The organism is Veronia nyctiphanis, assembly GCF_004116385.1.
Lineage (GTDB): Bacteria > Pseudomonadota > Gammaproteobacteria > Enterobacterales > Vibrionaceae > Veronia > Veronia nyctiphanis.
In genome coordinates this window covers 24,212-44,440 of sequence record NZ_PEIB01000006.1, presented here as the reverse complement: position 1 = coordinate 44,440, position 20,229 = coordinate 24,212, and the positions used below count along the sequence as shown (strand labels likewise).

The following is a 20,229-nucleotide window of genomic DNA, read 5'->3' as shown; positions in this document are numbered from 1 at the left end:
TTGACCCAAATGAAAATAATAGATAACGTGTTGGACAAGAAAGACTAAAGACACTGGCACAGAGTGTCGCAAAAATGCAGTAACTGCCCTAGGCAGTCGCAAGGGAGAATTGCAATGTCGCTGTACGATCCAAAGCTGGAGAAGGATAACTGTGGATTTGGCCTAATTGCCCATACAGAGGGTCAAGCCAGCCACAAGTTAGTCCGCACAGCTATAACCGCACTGGACCGAATGACTCACCGTGGCGCGATTAACGCCGACGGTAAAACCGGAGACGGCTGCGGGCTCCTCCTTCAAAAGCCTGATGCCTTCTTTCGCATCGTCGCTGAGGAAAATGAGTGGGCGCTGAGTAAGCTATACGCCGTCGGTATGATTTTCTTGAGCCAGATCCTGTCAAAGCGCAGCTTGCTAAAGACGCTTTTGAACGCGAGATTCAGGCAGAAACGCTATCTACCGTAGGTTGGCGTACCGTTCCTACTAATCCTGATGTACTGGGCGAAATAGCCACCAGTACATTGCCTGCTATTGAGCAAGTTTTCATTAACGCCCCCGCAGGATGGCGTGCACGTGACCTAGAACGTCGTTTGTATATTGCCCGCCGCCGTATTGAAAAGGCGCTTTCTGAAGACACAGATTTCTATATCACTAGCCTCTCGACAAGAACAATCGTCTACAAAGGCTTGTGTATGCCAGCAGATCTACCCAGATTCTATCTAGATCTGGCTGACCTACGACTTGAGTCATCGATCTGTCTGTTCCACCAGCGTTTTTCGACTAACACCCAACCCCGCTGGCCGTTGGCTCAGCCATTCCGTTACCTGGCACACAATGGTGAAATCAACACCATCGAAGGTAATCGCCAGTGGGCCCGAGCACGCGCCTATAAATTCAGTTCGCCGTTGCTGCCTGATCTCAGTCAAGCGGCACCTTTTGTGAATGAAACAGGTTCAGATTCCTCAAGCCTCGATAACATGCTTGAAGTCTTCCTCTCAGGCGGTATGGACTTGTTCCGTGCAATGCGAATGCTGGTGCCGCCAGCATGGCAAAACCACCCTGATATGGACCCGGCTCTACGCGCCTTCTATGACTTCAACTCCATGCACATGGAGCCGTGGGATGGCCCTGCGGGCATCGTGATGTCAGACGGCCGTTATGCTGCCTGTAACCTTGACCGAAATGGTCTGCGCCCTGCACGCTATGTGGTAACCAAAGACAAGCTGATCACTCTGGCATCTGAAGTCGGTATCTGGGAATACGCCCCGGATGAAGTTGCTGAAAAAGGCCGGGTTGGTCCCGGTGAACTGCTGGTCATTGACACTTTTGAAGGCGAAGTCTGGCACTCAAAAGACATCGATAACGAGCTGAAAAGTCGCCACCCATACTCAGAGTGGCTAGATAAAAATGTTAAGCGTCTGGTTCCGTTCGAAAGCATGGAAATGGATGATGCTTCCGGCACCCGCAGTATGGATGATGAAGAGCTGCATGTTTATCACAAGCAGTTCGGCGTCTCAGCGGAAGAAATTGATCAGGTGTTGCGGGTTCTTGGCGACATTGGTCAAGAAGCAACCGGTTCAATGGGTGACGATACCCCTATGGCAGTGCTGTCATCAAAAGAGCGCAATATTGCCGATTATTTCCGCCAGAAGTTTGCACAGGTCACTAACCCGCCTATCGACCCATTGCGTGAAAACCACGTGATGTCGCTGGCAACCTGTATCGGCCGTGAAATGAACGTGTTCTGTGAAACCGACGGTCACGCCCAGCGCGTTGCGTTCAAGAGTCCGGTACTGCTTTATTCAGACATGGTCCAATTGCTGGAACTTGATGATGAGCATTACCGTAACAGCACCATAGACATTAATTACGATCCGGAAGACAAAGATCTCAAAACGGCTATCCTCGACCTTTGTGATCAAGTGGAGAAGGATGTTCGCGATGGCACCGTGTTGGTTGTGCTTTCAGACCGCGGTCTGACAAAAGGCAAGCTTCCCATTCCGGCAGCAATGGCTGTCGGTGCCGCGCAACAGCGTCTCGTTGAAGCCAACCTACGTTGTGATGCCAACATCGTGATTGAAACAGGTTCAGCACGTGACCCGCACCAGTTTGCAGTCCTCCTTGGCTTCGGTGCCACAGCGGTGTATCCATATCTAGCTTACGAATCAATCGCCAAACTGGCAGATTCGGGCATTATAGAAAGAAATTACCGCGAGGCGATGCTGAATTTCCGCAACGGCATCAACAAAGGCTTGTTCAAGATCATGTCCAAAATGGGCATTTCGACCATTGCCTCATACCGTTGCTCACAGTTGTTTGAAGCAATCGGCCTGAACGATAATGTGGTTGACCTTTGCTTTAAGGGTGTCGCCAGCCGTATTCAAGGTGCGGATTTTGATGACTTCCAGCAAGACCTGATAAACCTTGCACGTCGAGCATGGGCGAAGCGCAAACCCATTGAACATGGTGGTTTGCTGAAATATGTTCATGGCGGTGAATACCATGCTACAACCCTGACGTCGTGCAGCAGCTTCAATCTGCGGTTAAATCAGGCGATGCTTCCGACTACAAAACCTATGCAGAATCGGTAAACAGCCGTCCAGTGTCATCACTACGCGACCTGTTTGCCATTAAGCCTGTCGAAACGCCGTTGGCCCTTGATGCCGTTGAGCCTGCGAGTGAGCTGTTCAAGCGCTTTGACTCGGCAGCCATGTCAATTGGTGCCTTGAGCCCTGAGGCTCACGAAGCGCTGGCTATCGCGATGAACCGTCTGGGTGGTAACTCAAATTCGGGTGAAGGCGGTGAAGATCCACGCCGCTTCAATTCTGAGCGTAATTCACGCATCAAACAAATCGCCTCAGGTCGCTTCGGTGTCACGCCACACTACCTGACCAATGCAGATGTGTTGCAAATCAAAGTTGCGCAGGGTGCTAAGCCGGGTGAAGGTGGTCAGCTACCGGGACACAAAGTCACGGCAGAGATTGCTCGCCTACGTTACTCGGTGCAAGGTGTCACACTGATTTCGCCACCTCCTCACCACGATATCTACTCGATTGAGGATTTGGCACAGCTGATTTTCGACCTTAAGCAAGTGAATCCGAAAGCACTGGTCTCGGTCAAACTGGTGTCTGAACCAGGTGTCGGGACTATCGCAGTCGGCGTTGCGAAAGCTTATGCTGACCTGATCACCGTATCCGGTTATGACGGTGGTACAGGCGCAAGCCCATTAACCTCTGTCAAATATGCGGGCAGCCCGTGGGAGCTTGGTCTGGCTGAAACCCAGCAGGCACTGGTGAGCAATGGGCTTCGTCATAAAATCCGCTTGCAAGTAGATGGCGGTCTTAAAACGGGCCTCGATATCATCAAAGCCACTATTCTGGGTGCAGAAAGCTTTGGTTTCGGTACCGCGCCAATGGTCGCACTGGGTTGTAAATACTTGCGTATTTGTCACCTGAACAACTGTGCAACGGGTGTTGCCACTCAGGATGACACACTGCGTCGCGAATATTTCAAGGGCTTGCCAGAGCAAGTCATGAACTTCTTTATCGGTCTAGGTGAAGAAGTGCGCGAGCTGATGGCAAAACTGGGGGTAGAGAAACTGACAGACCTGATTGGTCGCACCGACCTTCTGGACGTCATCGAAGGTTACAGTGCCAAACAACTCAAGCTTGACCTGACCCATATTTTGGAAAGCCCGGCACCAGTTGAAGGTAAAACCGTTTACTGGAGTGAACCCAACGCGCCGTTCGATAAAGCCGAGCTCAACCAAGCACTGCTTGAAACCTTTGCAGATGCTATTGAAAAACGTCAGCCTGCGAAAGCCTTTATGGACATTCGTAACACTGACCGTTCAGTTGGTGCGAGCGTTTCCGGTGCAGTTGCCAGTCGCTACGGTAACCAGGGGATGGCAGCAACCCCTCTGGATATCTATCTGCAAGGTACTGCAGGTCAGTCCTTCGGTGTGTGGAACGCAGGTGGTGTGAACCTGACACTGACAGGCGATGCCAATGACTACGTCGGTAAAGGTATGGCGGGTGGCCAGATCATTATCAAGCCACCTATGGGCTCAGCCTTTGCCAGCCACGAGTCCACCATTGTGGGTAACACGTGTCTGTACGGTGCCACTGGCGGAAAACTGTTTGCAGCAGGTACAGCAGGTGAACGATTCGCGGTACGTAACTCCGGCGCACTCGCGGTTGTTGAGGGCGCGGGTGACAACGCCTGTGAATACATGACAGGCGGCATTATCGCGATTCTTGGCCACACCGGGGTTAACTTCGGTGCAGGTATGACAGGCGGTTTTGCGTACGTGCTTGATGAATCAGGCGACTTCGCGGGGCGCGTCAACCCTGAACTGGTTGAAGCAATTTCTCTCGATAATCTGGCTATCCATCAAGAGCACTTACGCGGCTTGATTGATGATCACCTTGAGCTTACCGGCTCAACGCGGGCGCAGGACATCCTCGCCGATTTCGAACAATGGATAAGTAAATTCTATCTGGTGAAACCTAAAGCGGCAGATGTACGTTCTCTGCTGGGTCACCAAAGCCGCAGCGCCGCAGAATTGCGCGTGCAGGCGCAGTAAGGAGGGACCCGTGAGTCAAAACGTTTATCAATTTATCGATGTACAGCGCATCGACCCAAGAAAAAAGCCGCTGAAAGCAAGGAAAACCGAGTTCGTAGAGATCTACGAACCTTTTACAGGCACGCAGGCATCAGCGCAGGCTGACCGCTGCCTTGACTGTGGTAACCCTTACTGTGAGTGGAAATGTCCGGTTCATAATTACATCCCGCAATGGTTGAAACTGGCCAATGAGGGACGAATTATTGAAGCGGTTGAACTGTCACACCAAACCAACAGCTTGCCGGAAGTCTGTGGCCGCGTTTGTCCTCAGGATAGACTGTGCGAAGGCTCTTGTACCCTGAGTGATGACTTTGGCGCCGTGACCATTGGTAATGTAGAAAAATACATTACTGACAAAGCCTTTGAGATGGGCTGGAAGCCGGACATGTCGCACGTTGAGTGGACTGACAAAAAAGTCGCTATCATCGGTGCGGGCCCTGCGGGTCTTGCTTGTGCGGATATTCTCGTCCGCAATGGCGTGAAGCCTGTGGTCTTTGATCGCTATCCAGAGATTGGCGGCCTATTAACCTTCGGCATCCCGTCATTCAAACTCGAGAAAGGCGTGATGGAGAATCGTCACCGTATCTTTGCTGACATGGGTGTTGAATTCCGCTTAAACACCGAAGTCGGTAAAGACGTCACCATGCAAGAACTCATCGATGAGTACGATGCTGTTTTCCTTGGCGTAGGTACTTACAAGAACATGCGTGCAAACCTCGATAATGAGGATGCGCCGGGCGTTTACGATGCACTGCCATTCTTGGTGGCCAACACCTACAAGGTAATGGATATCAAGGAAAGTGCCCCCGATTATATCGATATGGCTGGTAAAAAAGTCGTAGTACTTGGTGGTGGTGACACCGCGATGGACTGCTTGAGAACGTCGATTCGTCAGGGCGCGACCAAAGTGACCTGTGCGTACCGTCGTGATGAAGCCAACATGCCGGGTTCACGCCGCGAAGTTAAAAATGCGCGTGAAGAAGGTGTCGAGTTCATGTTTAACCTTCAACCTGTGGGACTTGAGGTGAATGCAAAGGGTGCTGTCACGGGAGTCACCGTTGTTCGCACTGAACTGGGAGAACCAGACGGAGCAGGTCGTCGTCGTCCACAACCCGTGGAAGGCAGCGAGCACACGCTCGAAGCTGATGCGGTGATCATGGCCTTTGGCTTCCAGCCACACCAGATGGAATGGCTCACCCCTTATGGCGTAGAGCTGGACCAATGGGGACGAATCAAGGCACCAACCAGTGGCAGCTTTGCTTATCAGACAAGTAACGGCAAGATCTTTGCAGGCGGCGATGCTGTTCGCGGTTCAGACCTTGTCGTCACCGCCATTGACGAAGGCCGTAAAGCAGCGGATGGCATCATGGACTATCTCGACATCTAATGATGCTGAACGTAACACCTTAGTAAAAAAAGAAAAGTGTCCGACTCGGGCACTTTTTTTTCGTCACGCATTTCTGCCATGGTAAACTGTGCGCCTTATTTTTAACCCATACGAGATCTGAGATGAAAATTGGTATTATTGGTGCCATGGAGCAGGAAGTTACTCTGCTGAAAGCAAAACTGGAAAACTGTCAGCTGCAGGAAGTTGCAGGATGTAAGTTCTTCACCGGTAAGCTGTTTGGTACAGATATCATCCTGCTGCAATCAGGTATTGGTAAAGTCGCGGCATCGGTGGGTACATCGGTATTACTTGAGCGCTTTAAACCAGAACTGGTTATCAACACTGGCTCTGCGGGCGGGTTTGACCCTTCTCTGAATCTGGGTGATGTGGTTATCTCATCGGCGGTTGCTCACCACGACGCGGATGTCACAGCGTTTGGCTATGCGATGGGCCAGTTGCCGGGGCAACCTGCGACATTTGATTCAGACGCAGCCTTGATGGAAGTGGCAGAAAAAGCGCTGGCAGCAATGTCTCCTGCGCCACACGCACTGCGCGGTCTGATTTGTACGGGTGATGCCTTCATTCATAGCGTTGAGCGTCAGTCTTACATTCGTGAACACTTCCCGAATGTTATCGCTGTTGAAATGGAAGCCGCAGCTATCGCTCAGACTTGCCACCAGTTCTCGGTGCCGTTTGTTGTGGTGCGTGCCATTTCGGATGTTGCCGATAAAGAATCCCCAATGAGTTTTGAGGAATTCCTGCCACTGGCTGCAAAAAGCTCAAGTGCCATGGTAGAAAAAATGGTTGAACTGCTGGCAGACTAACTCGCTATGATGCCGGATATTTTCACCGTGTTACTGGAAACACCCTCCTTGCTTGCCATGTGGGGCGCTTTGCTATTCCATTGGGTTTATCCGGCTCAGGGCGCATTCAGCCCAAAGCCATACTGGCACAAACTGGCCACTGAGATTGCTGTTCGCGTCCATCACACCACTGACAGCAGAACCCAGCAAAGGCTTGCAGGCACGCTCACCTTGATGCTTTTGAGTCTGACCACACTCGTCTTCTGTATTGCGCTCCAGCAAGTGGTATGGATGCAGTGGTTCCTCGATTTTCTTCTTCTCTGGTTCGCGCTGAACTGGCGACCACTCCATGAGAGTCATCAGCGACTTGCAGGCGCACTGTCAAGAGAAGACAAGCTTTCAGCGAGGGAAGCACTGGCACCGCAGGTCAACAGAGACACCTCTTCACTATCAGCCATTGGCCTTGGTAAAGCGGGCGCTGAAACTCTAACCGTCGGCTATTGCCGGCAACTGATTTCGGTATTGTTCTGGTATGCCCTTCTCGGCGGCCCTGGTGCTTTCACCTATGCCCTGACAATGCAACTGGCCCGAATGTGGTCACCGAATCAGGTCCGCTATCAGGACTATGGCTTACCTGTCAGCAAAGTGATGACCTTGCTTGATTGGTTACCAACACGCTTGTTTGCGCTGCTTATTGCGGCAGGTAAAAACGGATACCACGCCCTTTCCGCCATCAAACAACAGGGACAACAATGGCGGGAGCAAGGCAAAGGCTGGTTGCTGGCAGCAATTGGCACAAAATTTCAACTGGCCCTTGGTGGGCCCGTTGTCTATGACCAGCAAAAGCTGAAACGAAAATCCATTGGTGGCGATATCGCCCCTACTGCTTCCCACCTCATGCTTGTGTCCCGTCATTTATGGGCCAGATCTTTACTGTGGATTGGGTTGCAGAGTTTACTTATGTTCTTGGGAAGGATCCTGTAATGAAGCGCTTTTTATTTACCATTTTGTTATCACTGCCAGTCGTTGCTCATGCCGCAGAGCTAAAAGTGATCAGCCTTTCACCTCATGCTACTGAGCTGGCTTACACGGCCGGTCTGGGTGATGCGATGATCGCTGTCGATGATTACAGTCACTACCCTGCTGAAGTCGATAAACTAGAGCATGTCGCAAGCTACAAGGGGCTGAATATTGAACGAATCGCGGCACTTCAGCCAGATTTGGTCATTTCTTGGAAAGGCGGTAACCCCGCTGACCAAGTAGAAAAACTTGAGAAGCTAGGCATTACTGTTTTCCATTCAACCCTGAGCACTTTGGATAACACAGCTAACGAGCTAGAGGCGCTAAGCAAGTATGCGTCTGATTCAAGCATCGGTGAAAAAGCCGCCGATGAAATGCGCAAAGAGTTGGCCGAAATCCGTAAGGCCCAAGAAGGAAAGGCGCAGGTAGCTTATTTTTATCAGCTGAGTTCAAACCCTCTGTTTACCGTTAGCGGTAACAACTGGCCAAACCCACTCTTTGCTATCTGTGGCGGTAAAAATACTTTCGAGGCGGCCAGTGCTGCTTACCCGCAGGTCAACAAAGAGCAGGTCATAGTGAAAAAGCCAGAGGCCATTTTCTATGCGGACGGTTCGACAGATCCAAAAGTGTTCTGGGAATCTTGGAAAGATCACCTGCCAGCAGCGCAATCAGAAGCTGTATTTAACCTGACTGCTGACTGGGTGAATCAAGCCACGCCTCGCTCATTGAAAGCCGTCAAACAGATTTGTACAGCAATGGACAAGGTGCGCGAGCAGGCTTAATCACCGTTCGAAAGCCCATATAAAAACGCGCTGATATAGCGCGTTTTTTAATCCCTATCGCAACTTAGTAAAGCATTTGCCTTACTTAAATAAAAACCCCCTACTATGTAAATAAATAACTTTACTAAAGCAATAATGGAGTCAGCGATGGGCTATGGAGCAAACACCAACAAAAAACACTCGATTGGCAACACACTGCGACTGCGGATGAATACCCAACTCTGCAAAATCACTGAGGGGGCTTAAGATGTTTTCACCACTTACCGAAAACAGCTTGCAGCTGGTCAGTCAGGCACACAAGTATCTCCCGACCTACGGAGGAAGCTTGTCAAACCACCTTCCAATGGCCTTAATGGCGATGGAGAAGATTGGCGCAAATAGACAGCAGCTTGAAACAGAATATCGAGCACATGAACAACACCTTGAATTATTTTCTGAGTCACGGTTAATCAACAATCTACAACCAGAAAGAGGCAATCCAGATACGCTTCTGGCCTTGATCGATTTTTATCATGCCGACATCGTTGCCAACGGGATGAGAGAAGCAGTTGAAAAAGCAATCAATGAGTTACTGCCCGGCCTCGCGGCCGCTTCCTTTCACGGCATTATCAGGCTCAGCTACGCTGTCGAATCTAACAGCCCACATGAAGTCAGTCATGCACTAGGGCTTTTCGCCGCCAACTACGTCTCACCGGGTCCACTTATCAGAGATCCCATGCTGACGCTTGAACAGCACCTCGGAAATGCCACAACACGTTTTTCGGACCAGAAATACCCTGAAGGCTTATTTCGGATGATATCCAGTTTCTGTCTCAGCAACCCAGATACCAAGAAATTGCTGCAGTACCTGAAGTGATCGACCGAGCGAAAATAGTTCGGCTCGTCACCACGCAATTTATCGCATCCAATGATTTCACCTTGCTACATGGTGTCACTGGTTTGCAGGCATTGCTGTCTCTTGAACCTTTCATTGACGACATTGATAAAGCCTTGGGATATTTTTGGCAGGCTTACGTCGCAGCAGTATGTACATCTACTTATCGCCATGCTTTTGTGCCACTGGCAACCACAAGTGATAACCAAAAAGAGTGGAATAGCTGGTTTACCAAAGCGTTAGCCTCCAAAAACGATCACACGATCAAGCTCGTCTACAGCTGCGCGTGGTTATATCAATCCATAGCCTTACCGGAACTCTTGATGGCAATCCAAGCCGTATTGGGAGAACAATCATGAAAAAAATTGCCATCATCTACTACTCCAAAAATGGCACAACCCACAAACTGGCAGAGCACGTAGCCAAAGGTGTGATGGAGGCCGATATTGCCCCCCTGCTCTATCAGATAAAAGATGAAGATATCGAACAAGGGCGCTTCAAAGATAATGCCATTTTTGAATCCCTCCGCGATTGCACAGCCATCATCTTTGGTTGCCCAACATACATGGGGAGTGTGCCCGCCCAGTTCAAAGCCTTTATTGATGCATCCAGCCCGGAATGGGTCGAGCAACGCTGGGTAAATAAGCTGGCGGCAGGCTTTACGATTGGCGGAAGCATTGGTGGTGATTTGCATCACACCATCAATTACCTGCAGGTACTGGCGACGCAGCACAGTATGCTTTGGTGTGGGCTCGACAGGCCGGATGGCTCAGGCACGGATGAATTCAATCGTTTCAGTGGACAAACAGGCGTGATGGCAGCCGTTGAAAATGGAGATGGCCCAATACAACAGGTCGATCTGAAAACAGCCCATCATCTGGGTAAACGTGTGGCAACCCTTGCCAGCCGATTTAATCAATGACAAAACGAAAAAAGGCGCTGACGCGCCTTTTTAATCATGTATAAAGAGTGAATCAGTTCAGTGATACACGGGCAAACTTTCGTTTACCTACCTGATACACAGCTTGACCCGATTCTGGAATCAATTTGGTATCAGAGACTTTTTCGCCATCAATCTTTACAGCACCCTGACGGATCATACGCATCGCGTCAGACGTTGAACCAACCAGACCTGCATCTTTTAGGAGGTTCGCGATCGCTACACCTTGACCGAACTCAAACTCAGGCATCTCATCAGGCATTGCACCTTTTTGGAAACGGTTGATGAACTCGGCCTCAGCAGCGTCAGCATCTGCTTCGCTGTGGAAGCGCGCAATGATCTCTTTCGCCAGAGAGATCTTCACATCACGCGGGTTCTTGCCATTTTCGATATCTGTCTTAAGCTGCTCAACCTCTTCAAGTGGACGGAAAGAAAGCAGCTCATAGTAGTTCCACATCAAGTCATCAGAGATAGACATGATTTTACCAAACATCTCGCCCGGGGCATCCGTCACACCAATGTAGTTATGGGCTGACTTAGACATCTTCTTAACGCCATCAAGACCCACCAGCAAAGGCATGGTAATGATCACCTGTTGCTTTTGACCGTGCTGCTTTTGCAGTTCACGTCCCATCAACAGGTTGAACTTCTGGTCGGTACCACCGAGCTCAACATCCGCTTCCAGAGCCACGGAATCATAGCCTTGTAGAAGCGGGTAAATGAACTCGTGAATAGCGATAGGTTGGTTGGTGCTGTAACGCTTTTTGAAATCATCACGCTCAAGCATACGAGCAACTGTAGAGCTTGCAGCCAGACGGATCATACCGACTGTACCCAGCTCGTTCAGCCAGTCTGAGTTAAACTCAAAACGGGTCTTTTCTGGGTCCAGAATTTTGAACGCCTGCTCTTTATACGTCTCGGCGTTTTTCAGCACTTCCTCTCTCGTCAACGGAGGACGTGTCGCATTCTTACCTGTCGGGTCACCCACTGTCGCAGTGAAGTCACCCACCAGAAAAATCACTTCGTGGCCAAGTTCCTGGAATGCGCGAAGCTTATTCATCACCACAGTGTGGCCCAAATGAATATCCGGAGCTGTCGGATCCATGCCCAGTTTGATACGTAAAGGACGATTTTCTTTCAGTTTTGCAATTAATTCCTCTTCAGGAATCAGCTCCTCAACGCCACGCTTTATTTCAGCTAGCGCAGCTTCAATGCTCGCCATAGTTAAATGCTCCCAAGAATCGGCAATTTGTGATAGAGCGACATACTACTTGAATAGCGATGGTTTTTGAAACCAGTTAGACTTATTACTGTCAAAAGGAACTGGCTGATGTAGTTACAGAATCTCAAATCTGTGGCACCGAAGAGCTTCTGTTCTCATTTCATTTTTTTGTAATATTGAACACTTGATGCATATAAGAAGAAAAATGGCTTTGCCAAGGAAATATCAAACCGTCATCGCAGGCCTCAGTGCAGCGCTCGTTATCGCCCTGCTACTGCCAAGCCAACAAGAGCTCGACACTTCCCAGACTCTGGAAACTGGGAAGCTTTATGCAGTGCCTATTAAACACCACGCTTTGCTTCCCCCTGCAGGTCAGGAAGTGCTGGCAAATATTGAGCCTTTGGAATGGAAAACAGTGACAGTAAAATCAGGTGATACCCTGTCAACACTGTTTAACGCTGAAGGGATCAGTGCCAATGTACTGTATAAACTGATAAACAGCAGTGAAGAAGCGAAGAGCTTAACCCGTTTGCGCCCCGGCGATAAGCTGCGTATGGGCTTTGACGGAGACCAGCAATTAGTCAAACTGGAACAACCGCAAGGTGTGAATACCACCTTGGTGATCACCCGGGTGGATGACAAGTTTCAGTCAAAAATAGACAGTAAGCCCATTGACACACAGATGGGGTTCGCCAGCGCTGAAATTACCTCAAACTTCTGGAATGCAGCAATCTCCGGTGGCCTGACAGCAAATCAAATCATGCAAATTGCTGAGATATTTGGCTGGGACATCGACTTCGCCCTCGATATCAGAGCAGGCGATCACTTTGAGGTTCTGTTTGAAGAGCAATTTATCGAAGGCGAGCGCATTGGCCGGGGTGAGATTTTAGCCGCGACTTTTACCAACCAAGGTGATGTATTTACAGCAGTGCGCTCAGAAACGGGTGAGTATTATGACGCTGATGGGCGTGCAATGCGTAAAGCATTTCTGCGTACCCCCCTTAACTTTCGCCGGGTAAGCTCAAACTTCGGTCGCCGCCTCCATCCCGTCACAGGACAGATGAAGGCGCACCGCGGCACAGACTATGCCGCACCTGTAGGCACCCCTGTATGGGCAGCAGGTGATGGTACTGTTCGCACCTCGGGCTACAACAAATACAATGGTAATTACATTATCATTCAGCACAATAACACCTACACCACCAAGTACCTTCATCTGTCGAAGCGTCTCGTCAAAAAAGGGCAGCGTGTAAAGCAAGGACAAACAATTGGTAAAGTAGGAAGAACTGGCCGTGTAACTGGCGCGCACCTTCACTATGAATTCTTGGTGAATGGTCGCCATAAAAACCCTAGAACGGTCAAATTACCTCAAGCACGCTCATTAACAGGTAAAGCGAAAACCGATTTTATCTCTCTAGCTGAAAAGAGGTTAGCAACCCTTAATCAGTTCAGTCAGATACTGGCCTCTCTTGGGCCAATTCATCGCAACGATGATTCCTGATTTACCTTAGCCGCAAAAGGCAATCCAAATTTTCGGAACAAAAAAAGCAGCGCAATGCGCTGCTTTTTCGTTATCAATGAGTGCACCATCGAATCACTCACCCTTCAATACTTTCGCACGTCAGTTCACAACTTCAGATTTAGTATTCACTTCTGCCGCTGGCCCACTTTGTGAAGTACTGGCCTGTTCTTGGGCAAGCTCGTCGGGAATAGACAACGCCTGCTTTTGATTAGGCAGATAGTCATTCATCTCTTTTCTCACCCTAATCTTGTCACCGCCAAACATCAGCAAACATGGCGTAAGCACTAATGTCAATAAGGTAGAAAATGCCAGACCGCCTGATACCGCAGTAGCTAGTTGTGACCACCACTGTGTGCTCGGCGCGCCAAATTCAACTTTCTGATTTATCAGATCGATATTCATCTCCAATACCATTGGCAACAAACCAAGAATCGTCGTGACTGTCGTAAGCATAACAGGACGAAGACGCTGAGCACCCGTTGAAAGAATCGCGTGGACCTTACTGAGGCCACTTCGACGCAACACGTTATAGGTATCAATCAAAACGATGTTGTTGTTCACCACGATCCCTGCCAAGGTGATTACACCGATACCTGACATGATAACGCCGAAAGGACGTTGGAATACCAGCAAACCAAGGAATACACCAACCGTTGAAAACAGAACAGCACTGAGGATCAGAAACGCCTGATAGAAGCTGTTGAACTGAGTGATGAGGATCATTGCCATCACAGCGAGTGCGACAATAAACGCGTTCATCAGGAATTCCATACTCTTCTGCTGCTCTTCATCCTGACCACGAATTTTGAACGTCACACCTTCAGGCATGTTCATTTCAGCTAACGCGGCTTTGAGTGCTGGCAGTTCAGTGCTGAGCTGATAGCCATTGGCCATATCCGCGCGGATATTCAACACCCGCTTACCGTCGACACGGTTAATCGTACCTTGTTTAGGTTCCGGTTTGACGGTGGCAAAGTTGGTAATAGGCACCATACCGTAAGGGGTATTGACCCTTAGCTCATCAAAACGGCCAATATCACGTTTATCCTCAGGATAGCGAACCAGAATGTCGACTTCTTTATCTGAATCATCCGGCAGGTAGTCGCCAATTTTCAGACCATTAGTGACAAACTGCACCGTGTTACCAACAAGGCTCGCTGATGCACCAAAGCGGGCAGCATCTGAGCGATCGACATCAATGGTCCAGTCGATGCCCTCTTTATCCATGGTATCGTTGATGTTGGTAAAGGTTGACTGATTCTCCAGCCAGACTTTGACCTGATACGCCGCGTCGTTCAGTGCTTCTTTTGATGTCGCGCTGAGCTGAATATCGAGATCATTTTCGCTTGGTGGCCCTGCGCTTGGGAATTTAAATTCAAGCTGCAAACCAGCGAGATCCGCTGTCTTTTCTCTCAACTCCTCAATGATCTCTTTGACCTTGCGGCGATACTGCCAGTCGACAGGTTTCATCTGGATGGTGCCGATTTGATCACGGCCACCTGTGCGGGTGTAGATGGTCTGGATCTCATCCATTCCTGAAAGACGCTGCTCAACTTCTTGCATCAGCGCGTGCTTTTCATAGATAGAAAGATCCCCGTCTGAACGGACATTGACGTTAAACACTTCAGGGTCAACATCAGGGAAAAACTCTGTCCCTAGGCCTGATTGTCCGTAGGCATAGATCGTACCAGCTGCAATGGCCAGTGCCAGACCGACCACTTTGAGTGGGTGACGGATAGCACCTTTAAGAACTTTCAAATAGACGCGGGTGAATCCGGTCGCCTGATTGAAATCACCTTCTTCAAGGGCAACGAGCTTCTGTTTTTCTTTGGCCGATAAGGTTCTTGGTTTACCCAACAAACTGCCCAGCACAGGTACGAACAATAATGCCATGACAAGCGATGCAGTCAGAGTCGCTATCAAGGTCAACGGCAAGTACTTCATGAACTCGCCCGTGGTATCCGGCCAGAACAGCATGGGTGCGAACGCCGCCAGTGTGGTCGCCGTTGATGCAATGATAGGCCATGCCATTCGCTTCGCCGCTTCCTGATAGGCTTCGCGACGATGAACACCTTCACGCATTCGCCTGTCAGCAAACTCAGTGACAACAATGGCCCCATCAACCAGCATACCCACCGCCATGATCAACGAGAACAGAACGACAATATTGACTGTCAGACCTGACATGCCCAACACCAAAAGCCCGGTCAGGAATGAACCCGGAATTGAAATGCCTACCAGCAATGCTGTTCTGGCACCTAAAATGGCAACAATGACCACGACCACAAGGATAATTGCAGACAGAATGTTGTTCTGAAGGTCGGTCAACATCATTTTGACAGTCTTTGACTCGTCTGATGTATATTTTACCAGCAGATTTTCTGGCCACTCCGGCTGTTTCTGCGCTTCTTCAATCACAGCCTTCACAAGGCCGACGGTCTCGATGATGTTCTCACCAGCTCGCTTTTTGATATCCATAACCACAGCAGGCTGCCCGTCGAGACGCGCGAAGCTACCCGGGTCACGAAATGTTCTGCGGACGGTAGCAATATCGCCGAAGGTGACGACTTTCTTACCATCTACCTTTACAGGCAAGTCTAAGACGTCTTGTACAGTTTCAAACACCGAGGGTATTTTGACCGAGAATCGCCCGTTACCATTATCGATAAAGCCCGCCGCGATAACCTGGTTATTGTTTGAAACGAGGTTAAAAATATCTTGCAAAACCAGGTTATAACTCTCGAGCAAGAGCGGATCGACCACTATCTCGACAACGTCATCACGGTCACCCGCAATATCAACTTCCAGTATTTGCTTATAGCCCTCAAGGACATCACGCAGTTTTCTAGCAACGGTCACCATGGTTCTTTCTGGCGCTGTACCGTAAAGCGCGACTGAGAGGACGGGCATCTGACCCGCCATGGTTACTTCATTAACTGTCGGTTTATCAGCACCTGCCGGGAGTCGCGGAGCCACTTTATCAACAGCCTCACGAACATCCGTCATTGCCTCATCGAGATCAACGCCGACATTGAAATCCAGCGTTATCGAGCCGTGACCTTCTGATGCGGTCGCGGTCATCTCTTTCACACCTTCAATCGAGCGAAGCTCCTGCTCGACAGGTCGAATAAGAAGACGCTCTGCGTCGGTAGGAGAAATTCCCTGATGATTTACAGAGACATAAATAATTGGAATTTTTATGTCTGGGTTGGCTTCTTTGGGAATAGAAATGTAGGTGCTTGCGCCAGCAAGCAATAAACAAATAAGCAGCACCACCATGGTCCGGGTGCGCATCAAGGATGCATCAATCAATCCACGCATGAATGAGCTCCTTACTATTTAGTCGCTGAAACAGCAATCACCTGATCGCCATCTCGGACAAAGCCTTGCCCTTTGGTGATCAAATTGACGCTGTCGCCAAGGCCTGAAAGCCATACGCCGTCTTTTTCCGTTTTCACCAGATTGATAGGCATGAATTTAACTTGGTCGCCTGAGAGGGTTTTCACACCCAAGTTGCCTTTGTTGTCTAATGCCAACATGGATGGCGTTACCTTAACAGCCAAACTTTCTTCCAAAGGCAAGTCAATTTCAGTACTGATTCCGGCTGGAATAGAGAACGTTGGGTTGGGTAATTCTAGCTCCACATCAAATGTGTTGGTTTGATCAGAAGCTATACTCGCGCGATAGCGGAGTGTCGCGACAGCCTCGTTCCCATTGAGCAGTTTTATTGGCGCCTTAGTGCCAAGTTTCACTTTTTCAATATGGCGCTCACTGACATTAGCTTTGACAACCAGCGGATCAAGGTCGACAAGATGGGCTACGACGTCACCTGATTTGACATAATCGCCCAATTCAATATTGATTTGATCAACGACGCCATCAAAAGGAGCACGAATTTCTGTCCGTGCAAGACCAAGTTCAAGATTTTCTAATGCTGCTCTTGCGTCAATAAGGTTGGCTTCCGCTTGTGAAAATGCGACTTCACCTTGCAGCCCTCTCTTTTTTAACGACTTTGCCGCGTTGTATTCTTTCTGTCGTACAGTGAGTAGAGATTTTGCGCGCTTTAGCTGTGAAGGACGATCCGTCTTATCAAAGGCCATGATCACATCGCCTTTGCTTACCAGTGCGCCTTTACTCACCTTAACCTCAGTAACAGTAGAAGCGATTTCAGAACGAAGGCTGATCTGACGATCAGGCGTTGTTTTACCGTAAAGGGAAATACTTCTGATCACTGGCTGGGCAACAAAAGTATCGTAGGTCACTTTGGCGAGAGGAACTTGAGTTTCGGTTTTTACTGCTTGCTCGTCAGTGCTCTGGTCTCCATTCGCAACCCATGCAACCAGCATCGCCATGAAAGAAGCAGAAATGATCCAAGGGTGACGGGAAAAAAATCGACTGAATGATGAACTGTCTTCGTTCGGCATTATTCTCTATTCCTCTGAGTTGAATGCGAAGAAATACGTCGCAATAACGCGTATGGTTTTCGACGATGCGTCAAATTCCCATCTTTTATACACCCTGAAGGAGTTATCGACCACAAGCTGTCGTAACATTACGAACATTTACATTTAAGTATGGGGTGAGTCACATAAAAATGAAATTTAAGGCAAGGGAAACAGGGTAACTGAAATGAGTATAATACCCCAATAAAGCAAATCAACCTTGTTGCATAATCAATCGGCCACTTAAGATTTGATATCAATGGCAAGGAAAACACGAGGGGTATATCTCGTTTAGCATTGTGAACATGACAGACAAATTGGACGTGAAAAGGTGTCGACTTAACGCTCAGAAATAAATGTGCTTATAAGATATGACGAATGCCTTGATGAGGTTAGGCTAATTTTGAGGGGAGGGGTCCGCAAATAAAAAACACTGTAAAAAGCAAGGCAGGAGTGTTGGGATAGAGCGGCGCACAAATATGTCCGCCACTTCGATTACACGCTAAAGGATGCGCCACAACCACATGTTGTTGTCGCGTTTGGGTTATTCACGAAAAATCGTGCTCCTTCCAAACCTTCAGTGTAATCAACAGTACCACCCAGTAAGTACTGCAAACTCATGGGATCGACAACCAGCGTCACACCACTTTTCTCTATTGTCATATCACCGTCATTCACAGCCTCATCAAAAGTAAAGCCGTACTGAAAACCGCTACAACCACCGCCGGTGATATAAACACGCAGTTTCAGGTCCGGGTTCTCTTCCTCAGTGATCAGCGATTTTACCTTGTTCGCCGCTACTTCGGAAAACTCCAGTGGCAAATTGGTATCACTCATTGTTACCTCACAAAGTCTATCTCTATTCCTTCTATTATCTATTAGCGGCGTATATCGTTCAAGCATTCGCCGCCTAAGTATCTTTTTATTAGCATTACAGTGAAGTGTAACTGGCTTAATTGGTGTTTGACCCGCAAAAAACAGAGCTGAGCGAAGTTAACCTTTCCGACATGGAGTTTACGCTGTATCCAATATTGAACTCGCCAGTAAGTCACTCTTTTCGGTACAATGAAATAGAACAATTAATCAGAATATCAAGCTCAGGAACCTACCATGACCAAATCTGCTGAGTTATTCCAGCAAGCCCGTAAAACCATCCCAGGCGGTGTAAACTCACCTGTCAGAGCCTTCGCTGGCGTTGGAGGAGATCCAATTTTCGTTGAACGTGCTGATGGCGCATACATGTACGACGCGGATGGTAAAGCGTATATCGACTACATCGGATCCTGGGGCCCAATGATTCTCGGTCACAACCATCCAGCTATCAGAGATGCTGTCGTTGAAGCCGCACAAAACGGCTTGAGCTTCGGTGCGCCAACTGCTCGAGAAATCACATTAGCAGAGCTGGTCAGTGAAATCGTCCCATCAATGGAAATGGTGAGGATGGTAAATTCAGGTACTGAAGCAACCATGAGCGCAATCCGACTGGCTCGAGGCTTTACAGGACGTGATAAGTTCATCAAGTTTGAAGGTAACTATCACGGTCACGCAGACTGTCTGCTAGTGAAAGCAGGGTCTGGCGCATTAACGTTGGGTGAACCTACATCACCGGGTGTGCCTGCTGATTTTGCTAAGCACACCCTTACCGGTATACACAACGACCTCGACTCAGTAAAAGCAATGTTCGAAGCGTACCCTGAGGAGATTTCTTGCATCATCGTTGAACCTGTCGCAGGGAACATGAACTGTATTCCGCCTCAACCGGGCTTCCTTGAGGGGCTTCGCGACATTTGCGACCAAAACGGCGCACTGCTGATTTTTGATGAGGTGATGACGGGCTTCCGAGTTGCTCTCGGAGGTGCTCAGGCATACTACAACGTCAAACCAGACTTAACGACTTTAGGTAAAGTGATCGGCGGCGGCATGCCTGTTGGGGCTTTTGGTGGACGCCGTGATGTTATGGAGTTTATCGCACCGACGGGGCCTGTTTATCAGGCGGGTACACTATCAGGAAACCCAATTGCAATGGCGGCAGGTACAACAGCTCTGTCTATTCTTCGCCAAGAAGGTAACGAGCAGCACCTCGCTGAAATCACCAAGCGACTGGCCGAAGCTTAAAGCCGCCGCAGACCGTCATGGTGTGCCTTTGGCAACGAATCAGGTTGGTGGCATGTTTGGGTTCTTCTTTACTGATAAAGAGGAAATCACTTGCTTTGCTGATGTACAGCAGTGTGATATCGAAAAGTTTAAACGCTTCTTTCATCTGATGTTAGATGAGGGCGTGTATCTTGCTCCATCCGCATTCGAGGCCAGCTTTACCTCTCTGGCTCACGGTGAGAAAGAAATTGAAGCGACACTTGCAGCTGCTGATAGAGCATTTGAAGCCCTATCGAATGACGCCTAAGTGGATGTATAGAGGAAACGGCGCGGTAGCGCCGTTTTCATTGCCAGATAAAGCTCAACGCCAAAGCGCGACAACAAGTATCAGAAGCAACACAGCCAGACATGAGGTCAAACCGGGACGATACTTTTTCCTAGAGTTGCATTTGCCTTCACAACATCCCATCAAATAAGACCTTTTTCCTGTAAATTTGCCAGCGTATCATACCTCTATACCTAGTA

At 49.1% G+C, this 20,229-nt stretch carries 12 protein-coding genes and 2 pseudogenes; 10 read left to right on the top strand and 4 right to left on the bottom strand.

The window, feature by feature from the left end:
- The first annotated feature begins 114 nt into the window (after window positions 1–114).
- The 8 genes and pseudogenes from gltB to CS022_RS06970 all read left to right on the top strand — a co-directional run bounded on the left by gltB (window position 115) and on the right by CS022_RS06970 (window position 10,406).
- Window positions 115–4,579: pseudogene (gene gltB, locus CS022_RS07005) on the top strand (glutamate synthase large subunit).
- Window positions 4,580–4,589: 10 nt separating this feature from the next.
- A complete protein-coding gene (locus CS022_RS07000) occupies window positions 4,590–6,005 on the top strand; it encodes an FAD-dependent oxidoreductase (protein ID WP_129121695.1) in 1,416 nt (471 codons plus the stop codon).
- Window positions 6,006–6,127: 122 nt separating this feature from the next.
- Entirely contained in the window at window positions 6,128–6,829 is a 702-nt protein-coding gene (mtnN, locus tag CS022_RS06995) for a 5'-methylthioadenosine/S-adenosylhomocysteine nucleosidase (RefSeq protein WP_129121694.1), read from the top strand.
- Window positions 6,830–6,835: 6 nt separating this feature from the next.
- Window positions 6,836–7,792 (top strand): cobalamin biosynthesis family protein, encoded by a 957-nt coding sequence (locus tag CS022_RS06990; RefSeq protein WP_129121693.1) that lies wholly within the window; start codon window positions 6,836–6,838, stop codon window positions 7,790–7,792.
- On the top strand, window positions 7,792–8,610 hold the full coding sequence (gene btuF, locus CS022_RS06985; protein WP_129121692.1) for a vitamin B12 ABC transporter substrate-binding protein BtuF: 819 nt from the start codon (window positions 7,792–7,794) through the stop codon (window positions 8,608–8,610). The genes CS022_RS06990 and btuF overlap by 1 nt, the downstream gene beginning before the upstream one ends.
- Before the next feature lie 247 nt (window positions 8,611–8,857).
- The gene (locus tag CS022_RS06980) at window positions 8,858–9,466 is read left to right on the top strand and encodes a questin oxidase family protein (protein WP_129121691.1); all 609 of its coding nucleotides are present in this window, start codon (window positions 8,858–8,860) and stop codon (window positions 9,464–9,466) included.
- A complete protein-coding gene (locus tag CS022_RS06975; RefSeq protein WP_161569592.1) occupies window positions 9,463–9,843 on the top strand; it encodes a questin oxidase family protein in 381 nt (126 codons plus the stop codon). Before CS022_RS06980 ends, CS022_RS06975 begins: the two co-directional genes overlap by 4 nt.
- A complete protein-coding gene (locus CS022_RS06970; protein WP_129121689.1) occupies window positions 9,840–10,406 on the top strand; it encodes a flavodoxin family protein in 567 nt (188 codons plus the stop codon). Before CS022_RS06975 ends, CS022_RS06970 begins: the two co-directional genes overlap by 4 nt.
- A 52-nt stretch (window positions 10,407–10,458) precedes the next feature.
- On the opposite strand, the gene tyrS is transcribed toward CS022_RS06970, so the two are convergent.
- Window positions 10,459–11,646 carry a tyrosine--tRNA ligase gene (tyrS, locus tag CS022_RS06965; RefSeq protein ID WP_129121688.1) on the bottom strand — a complete coding sequence of 396 codons (1,188 nt, stop codon included), beginning with the start codon at window positions 11,644–11,646 and terminating at the stop codon, window positions 10,459–10,461.
- A 187-nt stretch (window positions 11,647–11,833) separates the two neighbouring features.
- Between tyrS and CS022_RS06960 the strand changes: the two genes are divergently transcribed.
- Window positions 11,834–13,147 carry a peptidoglycan DD-metalloendopeptidase family protein gene (locus CS022_RS06960; RefSeq protein ID WP_129121687.1) on the top strand — a complete coding sequence of 438 codons (1,314 nt, stop codon included), beginning with the start codon at window positions 11,834–11,836 and terminating at the stop codon, window positions 13,145–13,147.
- Between the two features lie 120 nt (window positions 13,148–13,267).
- Here the strand turns inward: CS022_RS06960 and CS022_RS06955 are convergent, their stop codons facing one another.
- The 3 genes from CS022_RS06955 to erpA form a co-directional block, all read right to left on the bottom strand.
- Window positions 13,268–16,489, bottom strand: a complete 3,222-nt coding sequence (locus tag CS022_RS06955; protein WP_129121686.1) for an efflux RND transporter permease subunit — start codon at window positions 16,487–16,489, stop codon at window positions 13,268–13,270.
- 14 nt (window positions 16,490–16,503) lie between these two features.
- Window positions 16,504–17,595, bottom strand: coding sequence for an efflux RND transporter periplasmic adaptor subunit (locus CS022_RS06950; RefSeq protein ID WP_201746237.1), 1,092 nt, complete (start codon window positions 17,593–17,595; stop codon window positions 16,504–16,506).
- A gap of 510 nt (window positions 17,596–18,105) precedes the next feature.
- A complete protein-coding gene (gene erpA / locus CS022_RS06945) occupies window positions 18,106–18,447 on the bottom strand; it encodes an iron-sulfur cluster insertion protein ErpA (protein ID WP_129121684.1) in 342 nt (113 codons plus the stop codon).
- A gap of 273 nt (window positions 18,448–18,720) precedes the next feature.
- Between erpA and hemL the strand changes: the two are divergent.
- A pseudogene (hemL, locus tag CS022_RS06940) lies at window positions 18,721–20,011 on the top strand (glutamate-1-semialdehyde 2,1-aminomutase).
- The last annotated feature ends 218 nt before the right edge of the window (window positions 20,012–20,229 follow it).